18 protein-coding genes are annotated in these 18,129 nt (G+C 52.4%); 9 read left to right on the top strand and 9 right to left on the bottom strand.

The features are described from left to right. Positions 1-26 precede the first annotated feature (26 nt). A complete protein-coding gene (locus H144_RS0101580; RefSeq protein WP_019940271.1) occupies positions 27-659 on the bottom strand; it encodes a hypothetical protein in 633 nt (210 codons plus the stop codon). A gap of 146 nt (positions 660-805) precedes the next feature. Here H144_RS0101580 and H144_RS0101575 point away from each other — a divergent pair, with 146 nt between their 5' ends. Next, positions 806-1,342 carry a DUF4494 domain-containing protein gene (locus tag H144_RS0101575; protein WP_019940270.1) on the top strand — a complete coding sequence of 179 codons (537 nt, stop codon included), beginning with the start codon at positions 806-808 and terminating at the stop codon, positions 1,340-1,342. A gap of 35 nt (positions 1,343-1,377) precedes the next feature. Here H144_RS0101575 and H144_RS0101570 read toward each other — a convergent pair whose 3' ends face one another. After that, complete coding sequence (locus H144_RS0101570) at positions 1,378-2,121, bottom strand: hypothetical protein (protein WP_026350323.1); 744 nt, start codon at positions 2,119-2,121, stop codon at positions 1,378-1,380. Positions 2,122-2,181: 60 nt separating this feature from the next. Continuing rightward, positions 2,182-3,561 carry an OmpA family protein gene (locus tag H144_RS0101565; RefSeq protein ID WP_019940268.1) on the bottom strand — a complete coding sequence of 460 codons (1,380 nt, stop codon included), beginning with the start codon at positions 3,559-3,561 and terminating at the stop codon, positions 2,182-2,184. Positions 3,562-3,707: 146 nt separating this feature from the next. Between H144_RS0101565 and H144_RS0101560 the strand changes: the two genes are divergently transcribed. After that, positions 3,708-4,517, top strand: coding sequence for a UDP-2,3-diacylglucosamine diphosphatase (locus H144_RS0101560; RefSeq protein ID WP_019940267.1), 810 nt, complete (start codon positions 3,708-3,710; stop codon positions 4,515-4,517). Here H144_RS0101560 and H144_RS0101555 read toward each other — a convergent pair. From H144_RS0101555 to H144_RS0101540, 4 genes are all read right to left on the bottom strand, one after another. Beyond that, positions 4,514-5,266 (bottom strand): carboxypeptidase-like regulatory domain-containing protein, encoded by a 753-nt coding sequence (locus H144_RS0101555; protein ID WP_033402386.1) that lies wholly within the window; start codon positions 5,264-5,266, stop codon positions 4,514-4,516. The two genes, H144_RS0101560 and H144_RS0101555, sit on opposite strands and share 4 nt — an antisense overlap. Before the next feature lie 168 nt (positions 5,267-5,434). Further along, positions 5,435-6,268: a phosphatidate cytidylyltransferase gene (locus H144_RS0101550; protein WP_019940265.1), complete on the bottom strand. Its 834-nt coding sequence runs from the start codon at positions 6,266-6,268 to the stop codon at positions 5,435-5,437. After that, positions 6,240-6,461 (bottom strand): putative signal transducing protein, encoded by a 222-nt coding sequence (locus H144_RS0101545; RefSeq protein ID WP_019940264.1) that lies wholly within the window; start codon positions 6,459-6,461, stop codon positions 6,240-6,242. The genes H144_RS0101550 and H144_RS0101545 overlap by 29 nt, the downstream gene beginning before the upstream one ends. Positions 6,462-6,484: 23 nt before the next feature. Beyond that, on the bottom strand, positions 6,485-7,441 hold the full coding sequence (locus H144_RS0101540) for a CPBP family intramembrane glutamic endopeptidase (protein ID WP_019940263.1): 957 nt from the start codon (positions 7,439-7,441) through the stop codon (positions 6,485-6,487). Positions 7,442-7,495: 54 nt separating this feature from the next. Here H144_RS0101540 and dusB point away from each other — a divergent pair, with 54 nt between their 5' ends. The 4 genes from dusB (at position 7,496) to frr (ending at position 10,366) form a co-directional block, all read left to right on the top strand. Next, positions 7,496-8,485, top strand: coding sequence for a tRNA dihydrouridine synthase DusB (dusB, locus tag H144_RS0101535; protein WP_019940262.1), 990 nt, complete (start codon positions 7,496-7,498; stop codon positions 8,483-8,485). Beyond that, positions 8,479-8,997: an acyl-CoA carboxylase biotin carboxyl carrier protein subunit gene (locus H144_RS0101530; protein ID WP_019940261.1), complete on the top strand. Its 519-nt coding sequence runs from the start codon at positions 8,479-8,481 to the stop codon at positions 8,995-8,997. Before dusB ends, H144_RS0101530 begins: the two co-directional genes overlap by 7 nt. A 61-nt stretch (positions 8,998-9,058) precedes the next feature. After that, on the top strand, positions 9,059-9,781 hold the full coding sequence (gene pyrH / locus H144_RS0101525; protein WP_019940260.1) for a UMP kinase: 723 nt from the start codon (positions 9,059-9,061) through the stop codon (positions 9,779-9,781). Between the two features lie 24 nt (positions 9,782-9,805). Beyond that, positions 9,806-10,366 carry a ribosome recycling factor gene (frr, locus tag H144_RS0101520; protein ID WP_019940259.1) on the top strand — a complete coding sequence of 187 codons (561 nt, stop codon included), beginning with the start codon at positions 9,806-9,808 and terminating at the stop codon, positions 10,364-10,366. Between the two features lie 132 nt (positions 10,367-10,498). Here the strand turns inward: frr and H144_RS0101515 are convergent, their stop codons facing one another. Both H144_RS0101515 and H144_RS0101510 read right to left on the bottom strand, forming a co-directional pair. Next, positions 10,499-11,491, bottom strand: a complete 993-nt coding sequence (locus H144_RS0101515; protein ID WP_026350321.1) for a UDP-glucuronic acid decarboxylase family protein — start codon at positions 11,489-11,491, stop codon at positions 10,499-10,501. Positions 11,492-11,526: 35 nt separating this feature from the next. After that, on the bottom strand, positions 11,527-12,843 hold the full coding sequence (locus tag H144_RS0101510; RefSeq protein WP_019940257.1) for a UDP-glucose dehydrogenase family protein: 1,317 nt from the start codon (positions 12,841-12,843) through the stop codon (positions 11,527-11,529). A 212-nt stretch (positions 12,844-13,055) separates the two neighbouring features. Between H144_RS0101510 and H144_RS0101505 the strand changes: the two genes are divergently transcribed. The 3 genes from H144_RS0101505 (at position 13,056) to H144_RS0101495 (ending at position 18,129) form a co-directional block, all read left to right on the top strand. Further along, positions 13,056-14,222 carry an acyl-CoA dehydrogenase family protein gene (locus H144_RS0101505; RefSeq protein WP_019940256.1) on the top strand — a complete coding sequence of 389 codons (1,167 nt, stop codon included), beginning with the start codon at positions 13,056-13,058 and terminating at the stop codon, positions 14,220-14,222. Between the two features lie 156 nt (positions 14,223-14,378). Beyond that, entirely contained in the window at positions 14,379-17,096 is a 2,718-nt protein-coding gene (locus tag H144_RS0101500; RefSeq protein ID WP_019940255.1) for a glycoside hydrolase family 9 protein, read from the top strand. A gap of 121 nt (positions 17,097-17,217) precedes the next feature. Continuing rightward, a complete protein-coding gene (locus H144_RS0101495; RefSeq protein WP_026350319.1) occupies positions 17,218-18,129 on the top strand; it encodes an SPFH domain-containing protein in 912 nt (303 codons plus the stop codon).

Raw genomic sequence — 18,129 nt, 5'->3', positions numbered from 1 at the left:
TTGGATGCTTATGTGTAAATCAATTGCTACCGCGCTCCGGTGAGCATCTGGCTGGTTATCTCTTTTTCGAAAGTAATGTAGCCGGGATAATTGACCTGCTTGCCGGCAATATCCAACGTAGGCCGCACTTTCACAACGAATTTCGTCGGTTTCGCATCGGACTTGCCCGTGAGCGACAGGATCATGCTCACGAACTGGTCGCGGGTCTGGTCGTTGGAAATCAGCTGGTATGCATTCGTTTGCAGGCTCACGGGTACGCGTGTGGGTGTGGTGCCGGGCATTACCTCGATGAGCTGGCTCAGGTAACCGTTAAATATCTCGCTTTCCGTCAGCAGTACCTTGTATTCAAGCTGGTTGATCGCCGCGCGTTTGCGCGTTGGATTGGTAATATCGACATTCACGCGGAGGTTAAGCGGGACATTTTTGCGCAGCAGGCCCATCGCCAGCTGCGGGTACCGCGCCAGGTCCAGGTCGGCAAAACTTTTTACATTCCTGAATTCCCGGATATCGATACCGGCCAGGTACACGCTGTCGACCGACGCGATATTGTATTTGCAATCGCCGAAAACCTTCGCCTCCGATACCTGGCGGCTCACTCCACAACCCGTCATTACAGCCGCAACGAGCACGATAGCGGCTATCCAAATGTGTTTTTTCATTACAATATATTTTGCGCAAGTTAAACAGTAGGTATCAGAACGCATGCCTGCGGCGGGGATTATTACTTTGTGGAGTTATTTTTTGCGTGCTTTCGGGCCAGCCTCTACATTTGCAGACTCTAAATTTTCACCCAATCGACACAAACATGGCCAGCTGGTATTTAGGAAAAATTCGGTATCAAAAAGAAGATGAAGCAGGAAGGTTGAAAACGATCAACGAGACATATCTCGTTGATGCCGTTTCGTATACGGAGTCCGAAGCGCGGCTGTACAAGCAGATCGTGACCGATGCCAGCGATTTCAGCGTAACTGCCATTTCAAAAATGCGCCTGGCCGATCTTTTCGCCTACGAAGACGGCGAACAATGGTTCAAGGCCAAGGTAATTTACTTTTCCGTGGACGAAAAAAGCGGTAAAGAGAAGAAGATCGTGAATTATATGCTGGTCAACAGCGAGGGCATTCAGCAGGCGCTCGACCGTATTAACGAGAGCATGCGTAACTTCCTGATTCCCTACGAAGTGACGGACATCAACCTCACGCCGATCCTCGACGTGTTCCCATACTCCGCAGATGAAGATAAGGAGCCTGAAATACCGGCCAATATGCGGCCATTGAGTGAAGTAATGGCAGAACGTGCGGCGGCGGAGAATGCGGCCGAAGCGGTACCAGCCGAGAATGCATAAAATCAAAAATGGGCGCTATGGGCGCCCATTTTTGATTAATCGTTGACCTTCACCACCGCGTAACCTTTGGCATTAGCCGTGTAAGGGTCTTTCCCAAAGCTTTTCAGTTTCAAAACCACATCTTTCGAATTGATCTCCGAAAGCAGCAGGTCAGATGGCAGCAGGTTCATGTAATCGAATGAAACCGGCAGGCTGACGGCACTTTCCACAAATTCCAGGCCGTAGATCGGGTATACGCTGAATGGCGTTTGGGTGAGCCAGATCTTTTCCTGCGTGCCCGAGGTCGCATACGTGAGATCGTATTCCGTGCTGGCCAGGCCAAAGTCGTCCCGTTTGTTCCCGGTCGGCACTACATAAGTCTTGAAATCGTCCTGCTGCTGCTTTTTGGTATCGACATCGGGCTTAAATTCTTTCACAACCTCGTTCACCCGCACTTTTTTGCCGTCTTCGTCGGTGCCGCAAAAAATGTATTTCCCATCGGGAAAACCGATCACGAAATCGAAGCTCTTACCGCCCTGGCCGAAGCTCGTTTCTTTCACGAAACACATGCCACCCGTCACCGGGTCGACGTGGATTTTAAGCGTTCCGCTCGTTTTGTCGGATTTGTTCTGATAATCGAAAACGAGCGCGTGACTGAAATAATACTGCCCCTTGTCGGGCTTCCAGAGCAATGCGCGCTGCTTGTCGGCGGGGATCTTCTTCGGGGCCTGGGCAAATGCAGGCGCAAACACGGCCAGCAGGGCTGCCGACAGCATCAAAATGGATAGGTATCGTTTCATTTCACAGGTTCTTTAAATGAATGCAAGCTAGAAAGAGCCTTTTGAAAAACCATACCACCGCTACATTTTCACGAATTCCACCCGCCGGTTACCTGCTTTGCCTTCCGGAGTTGTGTTCGGCGTGGTAGGCTCCGATTCGCCCTTGCCGTCGGTTTGCATGCGTGAGCCATCCACGCCGAAGTCGCCCGACAGTGCCGCCCTAACAGCTTCGGCCCGCTTTTTGGATAATGCCAGATTTGCCGCATCGTCGCCGTCGGAATCGGTATGACCGATGATATTCACTTTCACCGTCGCATTCTCCGTCAGAACGGTGGCGATATCTTTCAATGTACCGTAGGATTCGGGCTTGATCGTGGCCGAATTCACATCGAAATGGATGCCCGTCGTCGAAAACTTGCCTTCGGTGATGAGCTTGCTGCGGGTATCGGGCGCACCTACGGCGAGGCGCAGGTTGGAGATAAAATACCGGTTGGCCTGCTCGTGGTAGCCGTGGTTGGAAAAGGCGATGAAATTGTACTTCCGCGCCGGATCGAATGCACGAGGCAAATCCCAAACCTTGTAATCATCGACATACAACCTCAAACGGGCTTTCTGCCGCCATACCGACACCTTGACCACATTATGCTCCGGCACATGAAAAGCGGGAAAGCTCTTTTCGTTGCGCATGATCGAAGCGCCGTCCTCCCCGAACACGTTGAATGCCGCCAGCCCCTGGCTGCCGCCGGCGTCTTTGGGATGGAGGCCCATTTCCACCCCGTTTTTCTTCCCGCCGTCATACCATTGCCACTTTGTAAATTCCTTCGAAGGCACACCGACTTCCGCAATGACCGTGCGCAGAAATCCCGTATAAAAACTGAATTCGGAGGTGGTAGCCAGGTTAAATTCCAGTGTAAAATTTTCGGGTAGCTCGGTGACGAATTCGGGATAAAACACACCCTCCGGCCCGAGCATCAGCCATTTGCCCTCGGTACCTTCGATCGTCACCACTTCCCCCGACGAATTGGTATTCCATTTGGCCGGAAAATCCCCTACGGCATCCTGTGCGAAATCCTCCACGGCTACAATTTTTTCCCCGGGAATAAAATCGAATTTGCTGTACGATTTCAATGTGGGCTTTTCCGTCTTCGCAGATGCCCCGGCAGCTTCATTTCCGCCATTTTCCGGCTGTTGACCGGCATCGGCATTACTATTCGGCTTATCGGATTCAGCCGGTTTCCCGGCAGCTTTCTTATCCTTTTTCTTAAACATATTCCCGATCCCTTCCTCCAATGAATCGAAACCCTTGTCTACCGCCTGATCGATCTTGCGGTTGGCCCGGTACTCGGCATTTCTCTCCACCACCCGGCCGGGGTCGTTGATCCTCACCTGCGCTGCCGACATTTCCGACACCGCAGCCAGCAGCAAAATACCGCCTGCAACCTTGTTCGTGATATTCTTCATGTGCGTTACTAGTATGGGGTGAACACTATACTAAATTTACACAATTGGTGGAAGTAGCTGATAATAATTGAGTTAGTGGTCTGCCGCCGCATTCATGCAAAGCATTTGGCGCGAACGTTGTAAATTGCGGGGCATTTGCCATTTGTATGAGCCTTCAATTCCAGCAAAAGAGCATTACGCTCGCACCCGGTCGCCGCATTTATTTTGCCTCGGATTTTCACCTCGGAGTTCCCACCGCCGCCGCCAGCCGGGAGCGTGAAAAACGCATTGTAGCCTGGCTCGATTCCATACGGCACGATGCGCAGACGATCTTCCTCGTCGGCGACATTTTCGATTTCTGGTTTGAATACCACCGCGCCATCCCGAAAGGATTTGTAAGGTTACTGGGGAAACTGGCCGAACTGGCCGACGAAGGCATTGAACTGATCATTTTCACGGGCAACCACGATATGTGGATGTCGGGCTACCTCACCGAAGAGCTCGGCGCCCCCATTTACCGCAACCCGGTGAGCTTTACTGTCCGCTCACCGTCGGGCGAGAAAAAGCTGCTAGTAGGCCACGGCGACGGACTGGGACCGGGAGACGACACCTACAAGTTCTTGAAAAGAGTATTTGAAAACAGCTTCTTTCAGGGTCTGTTCCGCATCGTACACCCTGATGTGGGCATGTGGATCGCCTCGGAATGGTCGAAACGGAGCCGGCTGGCTAATGTGAACAAGGGGGAAGAGCGGTTCTTAGGTGCCGACAACGAATGGCTGTTCCAATACTGCCGTGAAGTGGAGGCATCGCTGCCCCACGACTTCTACATTTTCGGACACCGCCACCTCGTACTCGACATGCACGTGAGCGCCCGCTCGCGGTACATTAACCTCGGCGAATGGGTCACGCAGCAGCATTACGCTGTTTTTGACGGGAATGAATTACAATTGCGGAGATTCGAACCGGCCGCCGGCTAGTTGCTGTTCTTCTTTCTGGCGTCGATCTCGCTCTGGCTGGGGACGATGAAGTCCTGCTTGGTGATATTCTCACGCGGGGTCGCATTCAGCTCCTTGCTCCAATCTTTCTGCTTCAAATCGCCGTTCTTGACGGATTTGATAAACTTAGCCCATGCGAACGGGTTCAGGAACGGGAAGCTGGTCGCGAAGCCCTTGTTAGCCGCCGATTCACGCCCGAACATAAGCTGGTCCATCGAATAACGGTAATTGGTTTGCGCATTGTTCGGCATTTGAGCGGCCAAACGGTTGATATAATCCGGATCGGTACTTTTCGCCAACGCGTCGCGCTCGGCCTGATCGGGCAGTTTCAAGGCAAGGAAAGCCTTTTTAAATTCTTCTTCGGTAGAATATGGGTAGATGGTCACGCCGGAGAGCGTTACCACGTCTTCGCGCAGGGCCACAATCGCCGAGTAAATGTCGGAATTGTAGCCTCTCGGCACCACGTGGTATTGTTTCTTATAACCCACGTAGCTGAACACGATGCTATCGCCCGGGAAAACGGGGATCGTGAAGGAACCGTCGCTTTTCGCCAGCGTTCCACGGCCTGCATTTACGATGAATATGGTTGCACCGGGCAGCCGTTCGGTAGTTTTACCGCCTACGACGACACCCGAGAAGATGATCGCCTTTTGTTCTCCCTGAGCAAAAGCCTCCCGGCCACACAACATTCCCGCCAGCACGAGGAAAAATATTAAAAAACTCCGTTTCATTCCTTCCAGATTACGCCCCGGGAACCCATTCCCGAAAGCTTTGATTTGCACGATGATAAATTTCCTTCCGATAGTGTCTGCCGAAAACTTGTAAAAATTCCGTTCCTTCATTTACAAACGACCCGGGTAACCGGGCATTGCCCTGCATTTTACACAAAGCCGCTTTGGTCAGGAAAATAACTTCAAAAATGTAACAATAAATGGTGCCGACAACAAAAGACCGTCGAAACGATCAAGAAAACCGCCGTGCCCCGGAATGCTGCTCCCCGAATCCTTGATGGCAATGCTGCGCTTGAACAACGATTCGACGAGGTCGCCGTAAGTACCCACCACCACGATAATGGCACCGATGCAATACCACTTCCAGGGTTCGAAGGTACGGAAATAATGGCCCAGCGCAAATGCAATAATCCCCGCAAAAACTGCACTGCCCATCGATCCCTCCCAGGACTTCTTCGGTGAAATCCGCTCGAACAACTTCCGTTTCCCGAACTTGGTACCGGCAAAATAACCCCCGATATCCGACGCCCACAACAACAGCAAGCTTCCCAGTACGATCTCGTAATTGTACGTCCCGCCGCGCAATGCCATCACGATGATCAAGGCAAATGGCAAAGCCACGTAAATAATGCCCAGAAACGTAAAACCAATGTTCGTAAAGGGTTTCAGGTCGTTCTTTTTATAGAGTTTGATAAAAAAGATCATCGACAGCAACGGGCTGATAATGAAGTAATTTTCAAACTCGACAATGTCCTGTTCTATCAAATACGCCAAAAGCATCATGACTGTGCCACAGAAGGTGCCATAATACGTCAGCGGCTGGTTGCCGTCCAGGCCCAGCAGTTTGTAAAATTCAAGTTGTGTCAGGGAACTGATCGCGCAAAAAAGCAGCAGGAAGGACCATTCGCTGTAAACAATGCAACTGATAATGACAACTACGCCTGCAAGTCCGGTGATGGTTCTTTGCTGTAAATTATTCAGAGTCTCTAAGCGCTTCTTCATTCTTCAGTATCGTTTGGGCCGTCGCGAGGTCGGCAGCGGGGACATGCACTTCAAAGTTGCCGAAAACCGGGTAGTTGCTATCCTTCTTGTCCACGATCACCGCTGCAATGCCGTTCTGTTCCAAAATTTCACGAGCTATTTCAGCCCGTATCGCCTGTCCGCTCTGGTAGGCTTTCGCCCAGGTATCCTCCATTATTTTTGAAATGTTAAATTATCTTAAAAGTTTCGGGAAGCGTCCGGTCCGCTGCTCTTTCGGATGATGCCGAGTATTACCGCGGACACCACCAGCGAAGCCAGGATGAGCAGGAACGGCATCGATTTCGACTCCTCGATATTGATCTCCACAATCCCCACATTATGCAAATACATCATTACCAGCACAAAACCGTTGTTCACGAAATGCGCGAGCACGGGCACCCATAAATTCCCGGTCCAATAATACAGATAGCCGAACAATGCACCAAGCATCATGCGCGGCAGAAACCCATAAAACTGGAAATGAATGGCGCTGAAAATGGCGGCCGCGAGCCAGATCGCCACGTGGATATTGCGCAATTCCTGGTGTAATTTCGTTTGGATCACGCCCCGGAACAGGAATTCCTCCCCCAGCGCTGGCAGCAGCGTCACTACGAATAATGCAATCAGTAATTGGCCGAAACTCTTGTAACTAGTCAAAAATTCGGTCATCACCGAAAGCTGGTCTTCCTTGTCGCGCATCCATTTTTCCAACCCCGACAATGCATCCGGCAGGTCCATTGCCGCATTCCATTCGATAAACTTACTGTTCACGGGTATAAATGCGAGTACCAGCACAAATGCCAATGCCCAGACATGCGCGGCCGGCGCACGGCCCGTACTGAACTGGGCGATCGTACGGCGTTCGATGTAAAACCAGTAAATGAGTGTCGGAAGCAGGTAGGAGAAGAAATGAACGGTACCCTGCATGATCATCAGCGCATTCCACCCATTCGGTATTTTTCCGGGATCGGCGAAGAGTTGCGTGAGCAGGGCCGTCACGCTTTCGGTGTCGGCTCCGAGGTAAATGGCGAGCGCCATCACTGCCAGGACATTGCCCACGGCCATGCCGATGAGCATGAAACCGACCAATACCAATAAGCTGCCCCAGGTGCCGGGTACACGGGATACGACCAGATTCGGGTTACTATTTTGCATAATTGGTGTAAATTTACAGTTTATTATAATACTGCGAAGTGCAGACGAAGGATTATGGTTAAGATTGGAAATATTGAGCTGAGTGAATTCCCGCTGCTGCTTGCGCCCATGGAGGATGTGAGCGACCCGCCGTTTCGTGCCGTATGCAAGGAAAACGGTGCCGATTTGATGTACACGGAGTTCGTGTCGTCGGAAGGTCTCATCCGGGATGCCGCCAAAAGCGTTCAGAAACTGGATATATTCGAATATGAAAGGCCGGTCGGTATCCAGCTTTTCGGCAGCGATGTGGAAACGATGGGCTCGTGCGCGGAGATCGCGTCACGCGTGAACCCCGACCTCATCGATATCAATTACGGCTGCCCGGTGAAGAATGTCGCTTGCCGCGGCGCGGGGGCCGCATTGTTGCAGGACGTGCCCAAAATGGTCAAAATGACCGAATCCGTAATCAAATCGACGCATTTGCCCGTCACGGTCAAAACCCGCCTCGGCTGGGACGACAATACCAAAAACATCCAGGAAGTGGCGGAGCGTTTGCAGGACATCGGCATTAAAGCATTGTCCATACACGGGCGTACCCGCGTGCAGATGTACAAGGGCGCGGCCGACTGGTCGCTGATCGCCAAAGTGAAGGAAAACCCGCGCATTACCATCCCCATTTTCGGTAATGGCGATATCGATACGCCCGAGAAGGCTTTGGAATACAAAAATACCTACGGCGTGGACGGCATTATGATAGGCCGTGCGACGATCGGTAACCCGTGGATCTTCAACGAGATCAAGCATTATCTCAAAACCGGTGAAAAACTGCCGCCTCCGACCATGGAGCAGCGTGTGGACGTCTGCCGCAGGCACCTCGAATTCTCGATCCGCTGGAAAGGGCCGGTAGCAGGTGTTTTTGAAATGCGCAGGCATTACACCAATTATTTCAAAGGGCTGGAACACTTCAAACCGTACAGAATGCGTCTCGTGGAAGCGCCTACGTTCGACGAACTCGACAGCATCCTCAAAGAAATCTCGAACGATTACAGCGAAATGGTATGCTGAAAATAAACGTGGGCAGCAAGCCGGGCGAGCAGCCTGAACAGACATTTGACCTAGACCAGCGGAAAGAAGGCTGGTTTATCGACGGCGACGCGTTCGGGGGCGACATCGCGCCGCTCGGCGGCAACCGCTTCCACGTGATCTGGAAAAACAAATCCTACAACATCGAAGTGCTCGACCGCGACCAGGCGGGCAAATCGGTGCATTTGCTCATCAACGGGCAGCATTACCATACCTCGGCGAAAGACGACCTGGATATGCTGCTGGAAAAAATGGGTATGCAAAACGGCGCCGCACAGAAGATCAACAACGTGAAAGCACCCATGCCCGGCCTGATCCAATCCATCGCCGTGGCGGAGGGCGACAGCATTGAAAAGGGCGACAACCTGCTCGTGCTGGTGGCGATGAAAATGGAGAACGTGATCAAATCCTCCGGCAGCGGCGTCATCAAAACGCTGAAAGTGGTGCCGGGGCAGATTGTGGAAAAAAACCAGGTATTATTGGAGTTTCATTAAAAACTTGTTATTCTGAGCTTCGTCCGCTTATTTTTACGGATCAAAACACCACATCACAACCATGCCGGAACCAAAATACAAACGTTTATTACTGAAACTCAGCGGAGAAGCACTCAACGGGGGCGATAAAGCCCAGGTCATCGACTTTAACATTCTCGACAATTATGCCAAGGAAATCAAAAGGATTACCGAGGTCGGCGTGCAGGTGGCAATCGTAATTGGTGGTGGAAATATTTTCCGCGGTGCTTCCGTGGAAAAATCGGGGATCGACCGGGTTCAGGGCGATCATATGGGCATGCTCGCGACCGTGATCAACGGGATGGCGATCCAGAGCTCGCTTGAAAAACACGGGATGAATACCCGCCTGATGTCGGCGATCAAAATGGAGCAGGTTTGCGAGCCATTGATCCGCCGCCGCGCAGTACGTCACCTTGAAAAAGGCCGTGTCGTTATTTTCGGTGCGGGAACCGGTAACCCTTACTTCACGACCGACACTACCGCAGGCCTTCGTGCCATCGAGTCGGAATCGGAAGTGGTTTTGAAAGGCACCCGCGTGGACGGCGTTTATACGGCCGATCCTGAGAAAGACCCTACCGCTACAAAATACGACCAGCTTTCATTTGATGAAGCTTTGTCCAAAAACCTTAAGATCATGGACCTTACCGCATTCACCTTGTGCAAGGAAAATGACCTGCCGATCATCGTATTCGACATGAACAAACCCGGCAACCTGTATGACCTGGTGATGGGCGGCAATGTCGGAACACTGATCTCGAATCAATAGAAAAATACAGCTTACTATAAAACAATGGAAGAAATAGACTTATATCTGGACGTCGCCAGGGATACCATGGACGGAGCGATCAAACACCTTATCATTGAATTGGGTAAAATCCGCGCCGGAAAAGCATCCCCTCAAATGCTGGAAGGTCTTCAGATCGAATACTACGGCTCCATGACGCCGATCCAGAACGTCGCGACGATCAACACACCCGACGCACGGACGCTGGCTATCAAGCCTTTCGAGAAAAAGACCATTAACGACATCGAGAAAGCGATCCGCAACAGCAACCTCGGCTTTTCACCTTCCAATGACGGCGAATTGATCCGGATATCTGTTCCCCCATTGAATGAAGAGCGCCGCCGTGAACTGGTGAAGCGTGCCAAGAACGAGATTGAAACAGCAAAAATCAATGTGCGCAACATCCGTCAGGATGCGAACAACTCCCTGCGTAAGCTGACCAAAGAAGGCGTTTCCGAAGATCTGGTAAAAGGCAGCGAAGAACGCGTTCAGAAACTGACAGACAGCTACGTGGCCAAAATCGAGCAAATATTCTCCGTCAAGGAAAAGGAGATCATGGAAGTATAATAACGACTGATTCCCTACCTTAACCAACAAAAACCCGCCTTCGAGCGGGTTTTTTGTTTGATTAAGGTCCCCGGACTGAAGTCCGGGGCAACAGGATCATATAGCCCCGGACTTCAGTTCGGGGAAACTAAATTATTTGTTGGCGCTGAAGCCTTCGAATCCTCTGTGGTTCGACTCTTCGTACAGGCGCTCTTTCGGCAGGCTGCGGAAGTAATCGTAGGTAATTCTGAGGCCCTCTTCGCGGGAAACTTTCGGTTCCCAGCCCAGCACTTCCTTCGCTTTTGAAATATCCGGCTGACGCTGTTTCGGATCGTCCTGCGGAAGTGGCTTGTACACCACTTTCTGGTCGGTGCCCGTCAGCTTGATAATCTCTTCGGCGAACTGGCCGATCGTGATTTCCTTCGGGTTACCGATGTTGACAGGCAACGAGTAGTCGCTCATCAGCAGGCGGTAGATACCTTCCACGAGGTCGTCCACGTAGCAGAACGAGCGGGTTTGCGTACCATCACCAAAAACGGTAATGTCCTCGCCGCGCAACGCCTGGCCCATGAATGCAGGCAATACCCGTCCGTCGTTGAGGCGCATTCTCGGTCCGTAGGTATTGAAAATACGTACAATGCGGGTTTCCAGGCCGTGGTAGCGGTGATAAGCCATCGTAATGGCCTCCTGGTAACGTTTCGCTTCGTCGTAGCAGCCGCGCGGCCCGATCGGGTTCACGTGGCCCCAGTAATCTTCGGTTTGCGGGTGCACCAGCGGGTCACCGTACACTTCCGAAGTGGAAGCGATAATGAAACGTGATTTTTTGGCACGGGCCAATCCCAGCAGGTTGTGCGTTCCCATCGCGCCTACTTTGAGCGTCTGGATAGGGATTTTCAGATAGTCGATCGGACTGGCGGGTGATGCGAAGTGCATAATGTAGTCGAGCTCGCCCGGTACGTGCACGTATTTGGTCACATCGTGATGGTAAAACTCGAAGTTCGGGTTTGGCATCAGGTGCTCGATATTGCGCATATCACCGGTGATCAGGTTGTCCATCCCGATCACATACATTCCCTCCTTTAAAAAACGCTCGCAGAGGTGCGAACCCAGGAAACCTGCTGCTCCCGTAATTAAAACACGTTTCATTAAGATGAGTAAGTTAGAGTATTTACTAGTTTAGATCAGGCCGGCACCACCTTTTCGCGACCGATGCTGTAATAGGTATACCCCATTTCGCGCATCTGTTCGAGTTCGTACAGGTTTCTGCCGTCGAAAACGACTTTGTTTTTGAGCAGTTTACCCATTTTTTCGAATTCCGGTGTGCGGAACTGCGGCCATTCTGTAAAGATCATGAGCGCATCCGCGTCGTCCAGCGCTGCATAAGGCGTGTGGGTGAAAGTGATTTGATCTCCCAGAATGCCCTTTACATTCGTCATCGCTTCCGGGTCGTAAGCGACCACTTTCGCTCCGGCTGCGAGCAATGCTTCAATGTTTTCCAATGCCGGCGCTTCGCGGATATCGTCGGTATAAGGCTTGAATGCCAATCCCCAAACGGCGATCGTCTTGCCTTTCAGGTCGCCCGAGAAGTAATTCTCTACCATCGGCAGCAATTTCTTCTTCTGATCGTAATTCACGTCCATGACCGATTTCAGAATACGGAAATCATAGTCGTAATCCTTCGATGTTTTGGCCAATGCCTGCACATCTTTTGGAAAACAACTGCCGCCGTAACCGATACCTGCGAAAAGGAAGCGCTTGCCAATGCGGCTGTCGGTCCCGATACCACGACGAATATCGTCCACGTTCGCACCTACTTTCTCGCAAAGGTTCGCGATTTCGTTCATGAAAGTGATTTTCATCGCCAGGAACGAGTTCGCCGCATACTTCGTCATTTCCGCCGAACGCTCGTCCATGAAGATAACCGGGTTGCCCTGGCGCACGAGCGGAGCGTACAACTTCTCCATGACCTTTTTGGCTTTTTCCGAGGTCGTTCCTACCACCACGCGATCGGGTTTCATGAAATCCTCTACCGCCACGCCCTCGCGGAGGAACTCGGGATTAGACACTACATCGAAATCCACTTTCGCGTTTTTCGCAACGGCTGCGCGTACTTTTTCGGCTGTTCCAACGGGCACGGTGCTCTTGTCGATGATCACCGCGTACTGATCGAGGATCGGGCCGAGGTCGTCGGCCACTTTGAGAATATATTTAAGGTCAGCAGAGCCGTCTTCGCCGGGAGGCGTTGGCAATGCGAGGAATATCACCTGCGCATCCTTGATACCTTCTGCGAGATTGGTCGTGAACAACAAGCGTCCTTCGGCCACATTGCGGTCGAACAGCACGTCGAGGCCAGGCTCGTAAATGGGTATTTCTCCTTTTTGAAGGCGTTCCACCTTTCTGACGTCGATGTCGACGCAAGTCACCTGGTTGCCGGTTTCGGCAAAGCAGGTACCTGTCACCAAACCAACGTATCCTGTTCCTACTACTGCAATTTTCATAAACGGTTAATTATTATATAGCTGTTTCGGCACTTGTTTAATAAAATCCGGGAATTGTACTTAACTAAGTCCAGTGCGTAAGGACGGTTGCAAAAGTAATTTTTTTAAGCGAATCTTCACCTTCGCCATTTGGATTTGTTCGTTAGTGGCTAGCGATTTTGTCGCATTCTCACTATCATTGGGTAATCACACAAATATAAGCATCAACACCTATGGACACACGAGAAAAAGACCTGACCAAGAACCCTTCCGACGAGATTTGTAACCTTATCAAAGAAACCGTCAGGGATTTCGCCACGCTGCACATCAAACCGCACATCCGCACCTGGGACGAACAGCAGCATTTTCCGAAAGATCTTTTCGAACAAATGGGCGAGCTCGGCCTGATGGGCATGCTCATTCCCGAAAGTCTCGGCGGCGCCGGTCTTGGCTACCGGGAATACGTCACCGCCATCATCGAACTCGCTAAGGTCGACCCGTCCGTCGCACTATCAATGGCGGCCCATAATTCGCTTTGTACCAATCATATATACATGTTCGGCAACGACGACCAGCAAGCGAAATACCTCCCCGGCCTCGCTGCGGGCTCGCTCGTAGGCGCGTGGGGCCTCACCGAGCCGAATACCGGTTCCGATGCCGGCAACATGCGCACGGTAGCTGTCAGGGACGGTGATGAATGGGTTATCAACGGCTCTAAAAACTTCATTACCAACGGCAAAAGCGCCGACGTACTCGTGATCATGACGCGCACCGGCGAACCCGGCGACAAGCACGGCGCGACCGCATTCGTGATCGATGCCAACACGCCCGGTTTCAGCGCGGGACGTAAGGAAGACAAACTCGGCATGCGTGCTTCGGAAACGGTGGAATTGCTCTTCCAGGACTGCCGCATTCCCGACAGCCAGCGCCTCGGCGAGATCGGCGACGGGTTTATACAGTCATTAAAAGTGCTCGACGGCGGCCGCATTTCCATCGCCGCACTGGGCGTAGGTACGGCCTGGGGCGCATATGAGGCCGCATTGGCCTATTCCAAAGAGCGGAAGCAGTTCGGGAAAGCCATTTGCGACTTCCAGGCAATCGCATTCAAGCTCGCGGACATGTATACCGACGTGCAGGCGTCTTCCCTGCTCACCTTCCACGCTGCTTCATTGAAAGACGCCGGCGAGAAAGTGACACTGGCCAGTTCGGTAGCCAAATACCATTCATCCGAAACCGCCGTGCGCGTAGCCAACGAAGCCGTGCAGATATTCGGAGGGTATGGTTTTGTGAAGGATTATCCGGCCGAAAAATTCTACCGCGACAGCAAGCTCTGCACAATCGGCGAAGGCACGAGTGAAATTCAGAAAATGGTGATTTCCAAAGAAATATTGAGGAATTAATTCCCGTTTCTCACAAAGCCTTTGTACCCGCCAGACTAATGTAACCGGATATGCCAACCGGCTAGTAAATAAGCCTTGCCGGTTGGCATTTGTCATTGATATTCGCAGCAAAAGGCACACATATCCTGTGAACATTCCCAAACAAACAGAATTGTTATGGGAAAATTCACATTGTTACTGATCCTGCTCACCCCAGCTTACGCCCATGCACAGCAAGCCGGGTCATTACCTGGCCAGCCCGTCATTTCACACACACCCCTGTCGGCGCAGGTGGTGCTGCTCACAATCAGCGAGCGGTTCGATACGACGGGATGCTACAACACGGGGCACTACGCCATTTCTTCGACGAATGATGCAGACTACCAGTCGGCCACCAATCCATCCCGCGTCGGGCGTCACAGTTTTGTGAAAGGGATTTCCGTTTCAGGTACACCGGAGATCAGATTTGAATTGTACCTGATTTTTTCAAAACCGCTTAAAAACGGGAAAGTCTATCACCTGAAAACCGACGCTATCCGCGACACCGAAGGGAATGGCTCGGCATTGGATGCGACATTTACATTCGATGACCACGAGATTCGCGGAAATGTAAAAGCCAATCAGGTCGGTTACCTGCCGGATAGTCCGAAGCTGGCGAAACTCGGCCGGTTTCTCGGCGATGCGTGGTATATGCCCGCCGATACCGTTGCACCACCACCATTTCAGATTGTCGACATAGCTGGGAAGACGGTTCTGACCGGAAAATGCCAATATCTGAAATCCGATCCCGCATTCAGCGGCGAGCGTGTATTCGAGATCGTCTTTTCATCGCTCCAGACGGCGGGGCAATATCACGTGTACGTGCCGGGTTACGGACGCTCCGAAACTTTTACGATCAGTCCCGAAGTTTACAACGATCTGTATTTCCAAACGGCGAGGGCATTATACTACCAGCGGTCTGGTGCCATCGACTCCCCGCATGGCGGTAACTGGGCACGCGCTGGCTTGCCTGCCCAAACGGCGGTCATCCACGCATCCCATACAGCTTCTGCGCTGTATGGGGCGACGGACTATCCCCCAGGCACCCAACTTCCCATGCAAGGCGGATGGCTCGACGCCGGCGACTACGGCCGCTATGTACCTACCGCTGCCAGTGCATTGTTCAGCCTGTTCACGGCCTTTGAACTATATCCTCAAAAATTCCCCGACAACCACCTGAACCTCCCTGAAAGCGGCAACGGCATACCCGACTGGCTCGACGAGGCCAGATACGAAACCGACTGGCTCATGCAAATGCAGGCGCCCGATGGCGGCGTTTATTTCCGCGTTACGCCCGCAACATGGTCGCAAGGCTTGCCCGGCGAGGAACACGGCACGTTTTATATTTCGGAAAAAACCACCCAATCCACTGCGCTGTTCGCTGCCGCAATGGCGATGGCTGCCCGGAATTTCAAAAAATTCAATGGCACGTACGCCGCATCATGCCTTGAAAAGGCCAAAAAAGCGTGGCTGTTCCTGAAAAGTCATACTACTCCCACGCCACCCGTCAACGTACCGGGCATCTCGGCCGGCCCCTACCCCGACCCGATCGACGCGGACAACCGCGCATGGGCTGCCGCAGAACTGTACAAAACCACCGGCGAAGCACAGTATAATGCTGATTTCAACCAATGGTACGGCCAGATCCCGCACCAGTTCCACGCCACCATGAGCTGGCAACAGCATACATTTAAAGCCGCATGGGCCTACGCGACCTGCCCTTTTCCGACCAGTCAGTTATTTGTTGATGAGTTTAAAAACAAGCTGAACAGCGAAGTGCTGGTCAACTATTACAACCGGACCATGAACATTCACGCTTATCACGGCGCTTACCATCATTTCAAAGGTTATATCGGCTACGGCTCATTCGGGATGGCGCAGAGTTATGCATTCGACTATATCCTTTTCGCCGCATTGCTCAAAAAGCCCGAATTGCTCGGTTATGCCAAAATACAGCTCGATATTCCGCTCGGCAACAATCCGCTTTCACAATGTTTCATCACTGGCGTAGGCAAAATTTCCCCGCAATATCCGCTGCATTGGTCCACCGTGCCCGGCAAGTTTCAGCAACCCGTTCCGGGCGTACCGGTTTTCGGGCCGGCGGCTTCCCTGCTTATGAACCGGCCTTCCAGTTTCGCGATCCAGGATTTGTCAAACCGGTATCCCGCCGGTTATCGCAAAGAAGACCCCTACCCGGTGCTCCGACGCTATACCGATGCGCGGCAGGCAGTAGAGATGTCGGAATTCACCGTGCAGGAAATCGCCGTCACCGCTGCCGTATTTGCTTTTTTCAGCAACGTTGTCGCCGATCCGTTACCAGTTCGCCTCCAATATTTTGAAGCAAAAGAAACAGCCTGCCAGGTAGGGCTGCGATGGACTACGTCCGAAGAAATCAATGCCGCATACTTTTGCATCCAGCGAAGCGGCGATGGCCGGGCTTTCTCTGAGATCGGCCGCGTAAATGCCTCCGGCACCAGCAGTACGGCACGGCATTACACATTTGAAGACGTCTCCCCGCAAGCCGCCAACTACTACCGGCTGCGCATCGTCGACGCGGATAGCACAGCCGAGCTTTCTTCCACACGCCATGTAATGCTCCCCTGCAAACAGCTGGAATGGTTCGTCGCTCCGGTTAATACACAGATTTACAGGATTTTTATCAAAAGTGCGGCGGACCCGTCCGGTAACCATCTCTGGGCTGGGCTTTACAGCCTGCAAGGCGTTCTGGTGCGGAAAACGACGTCGCGCCAGGGCCTCGCGTTCCATACCGGCGGCCTTCCCGCAGGCGTGTACATTGCACGGCTGCGGGCACGCACGGGAGAGGACTATGGAAGCCGGCGGCTGGCGGTCCCCTAACCATGTAACCATTTATCCGGGACATCGACCGGCGGCCACCGTAACCTTACATTGATCCGAGACCGGTAGGAATGCAGGTTGCTTCCTGTTATTTTCGCCATAGACCTTAAAACGACTTGTTATGACCCCTTTAATTGTCCTGCTAGTACTGGTAGTCCTTACCATTCTGATGACCGTGAAGGTCGTGCCGCAGCAAAGTGCTTACATTCTGGAACGTCTGGGAAAATTCTACGCCGTCCTGCAACCGGGCGTCAACTTCATCATCCCGTTTTTCGACCGCATTGCATATAAATACACGCTTAAAGAAGCGGCCGTCGACATTCCCGAACAGATTTGTATCACCCGCGACAATGTGCAGGTACGCATGGACGGCGTCATATTCATCCAGGTCATCGATCCGCGGAAAGCGGCGTATGGTATTTCGGACTATACATTTGCCGTGATCCAGCTGGCCCAGACCACCATGCGGAGCGAGATCGGTAAGCTGGATCTGGACAAGACGTTTGAGGAACGTATGACCATCAACCGTGCCGTGGTGGAATCCATTGACGAGGCCGCTACGGGCTGGGGCGTGAAAGTGCTTCGTTACGAGATCAAGAACATTACCCCACCGCAAAGCGTATTGAATGCGATGGAAAAACAAATGCAGGCCGAGCGCGAACGCCGCGCCGTGATCCTGCAATCGGATGGTGAAAAACAGGCGGCGATTAACGTGGCCGAAGGTCAGAAACAGAAGGTCGTGCTGGAATCGGAGGGTATCCGTTTACGACAGATCAATGAGGCCGAAGGGGAGGCTTCCGCATTGAAATCGGTTGCAGAAGCGACGGCCGAAAGTATCCGTTTGGTAGCTCAGGCGATCCGCGAGGAAGGCGGCGCCGAGGCCGTGCAATTGAAAGTGGCTGAAAACTACGTGGAGCAGTTCGGAAAGCTGGCCAAAGCCGGCAACACACTCATTCTCCCGGCCAACCTCGCCGATATGGGCTCACTCATCGCGACCGCATTAACCGTCGTCAAATCTGAACCTAAGAAATAG

Origin of the sequence: Dyadobacter beijingensis DSM 21582 (genome assembly GCF_000382205.1) — a bacterium.
GTDB classification, from domain to species: domain Bacteria; phylum Bacteroidota; class Bacteroidia; order Cytophagales; family Spirosomataceae; genus Dyadobacter; species Dyadobacter beijingensis.
This window is presented reverse-complemented; position numbering and strand designations above follow the sequence as displayed.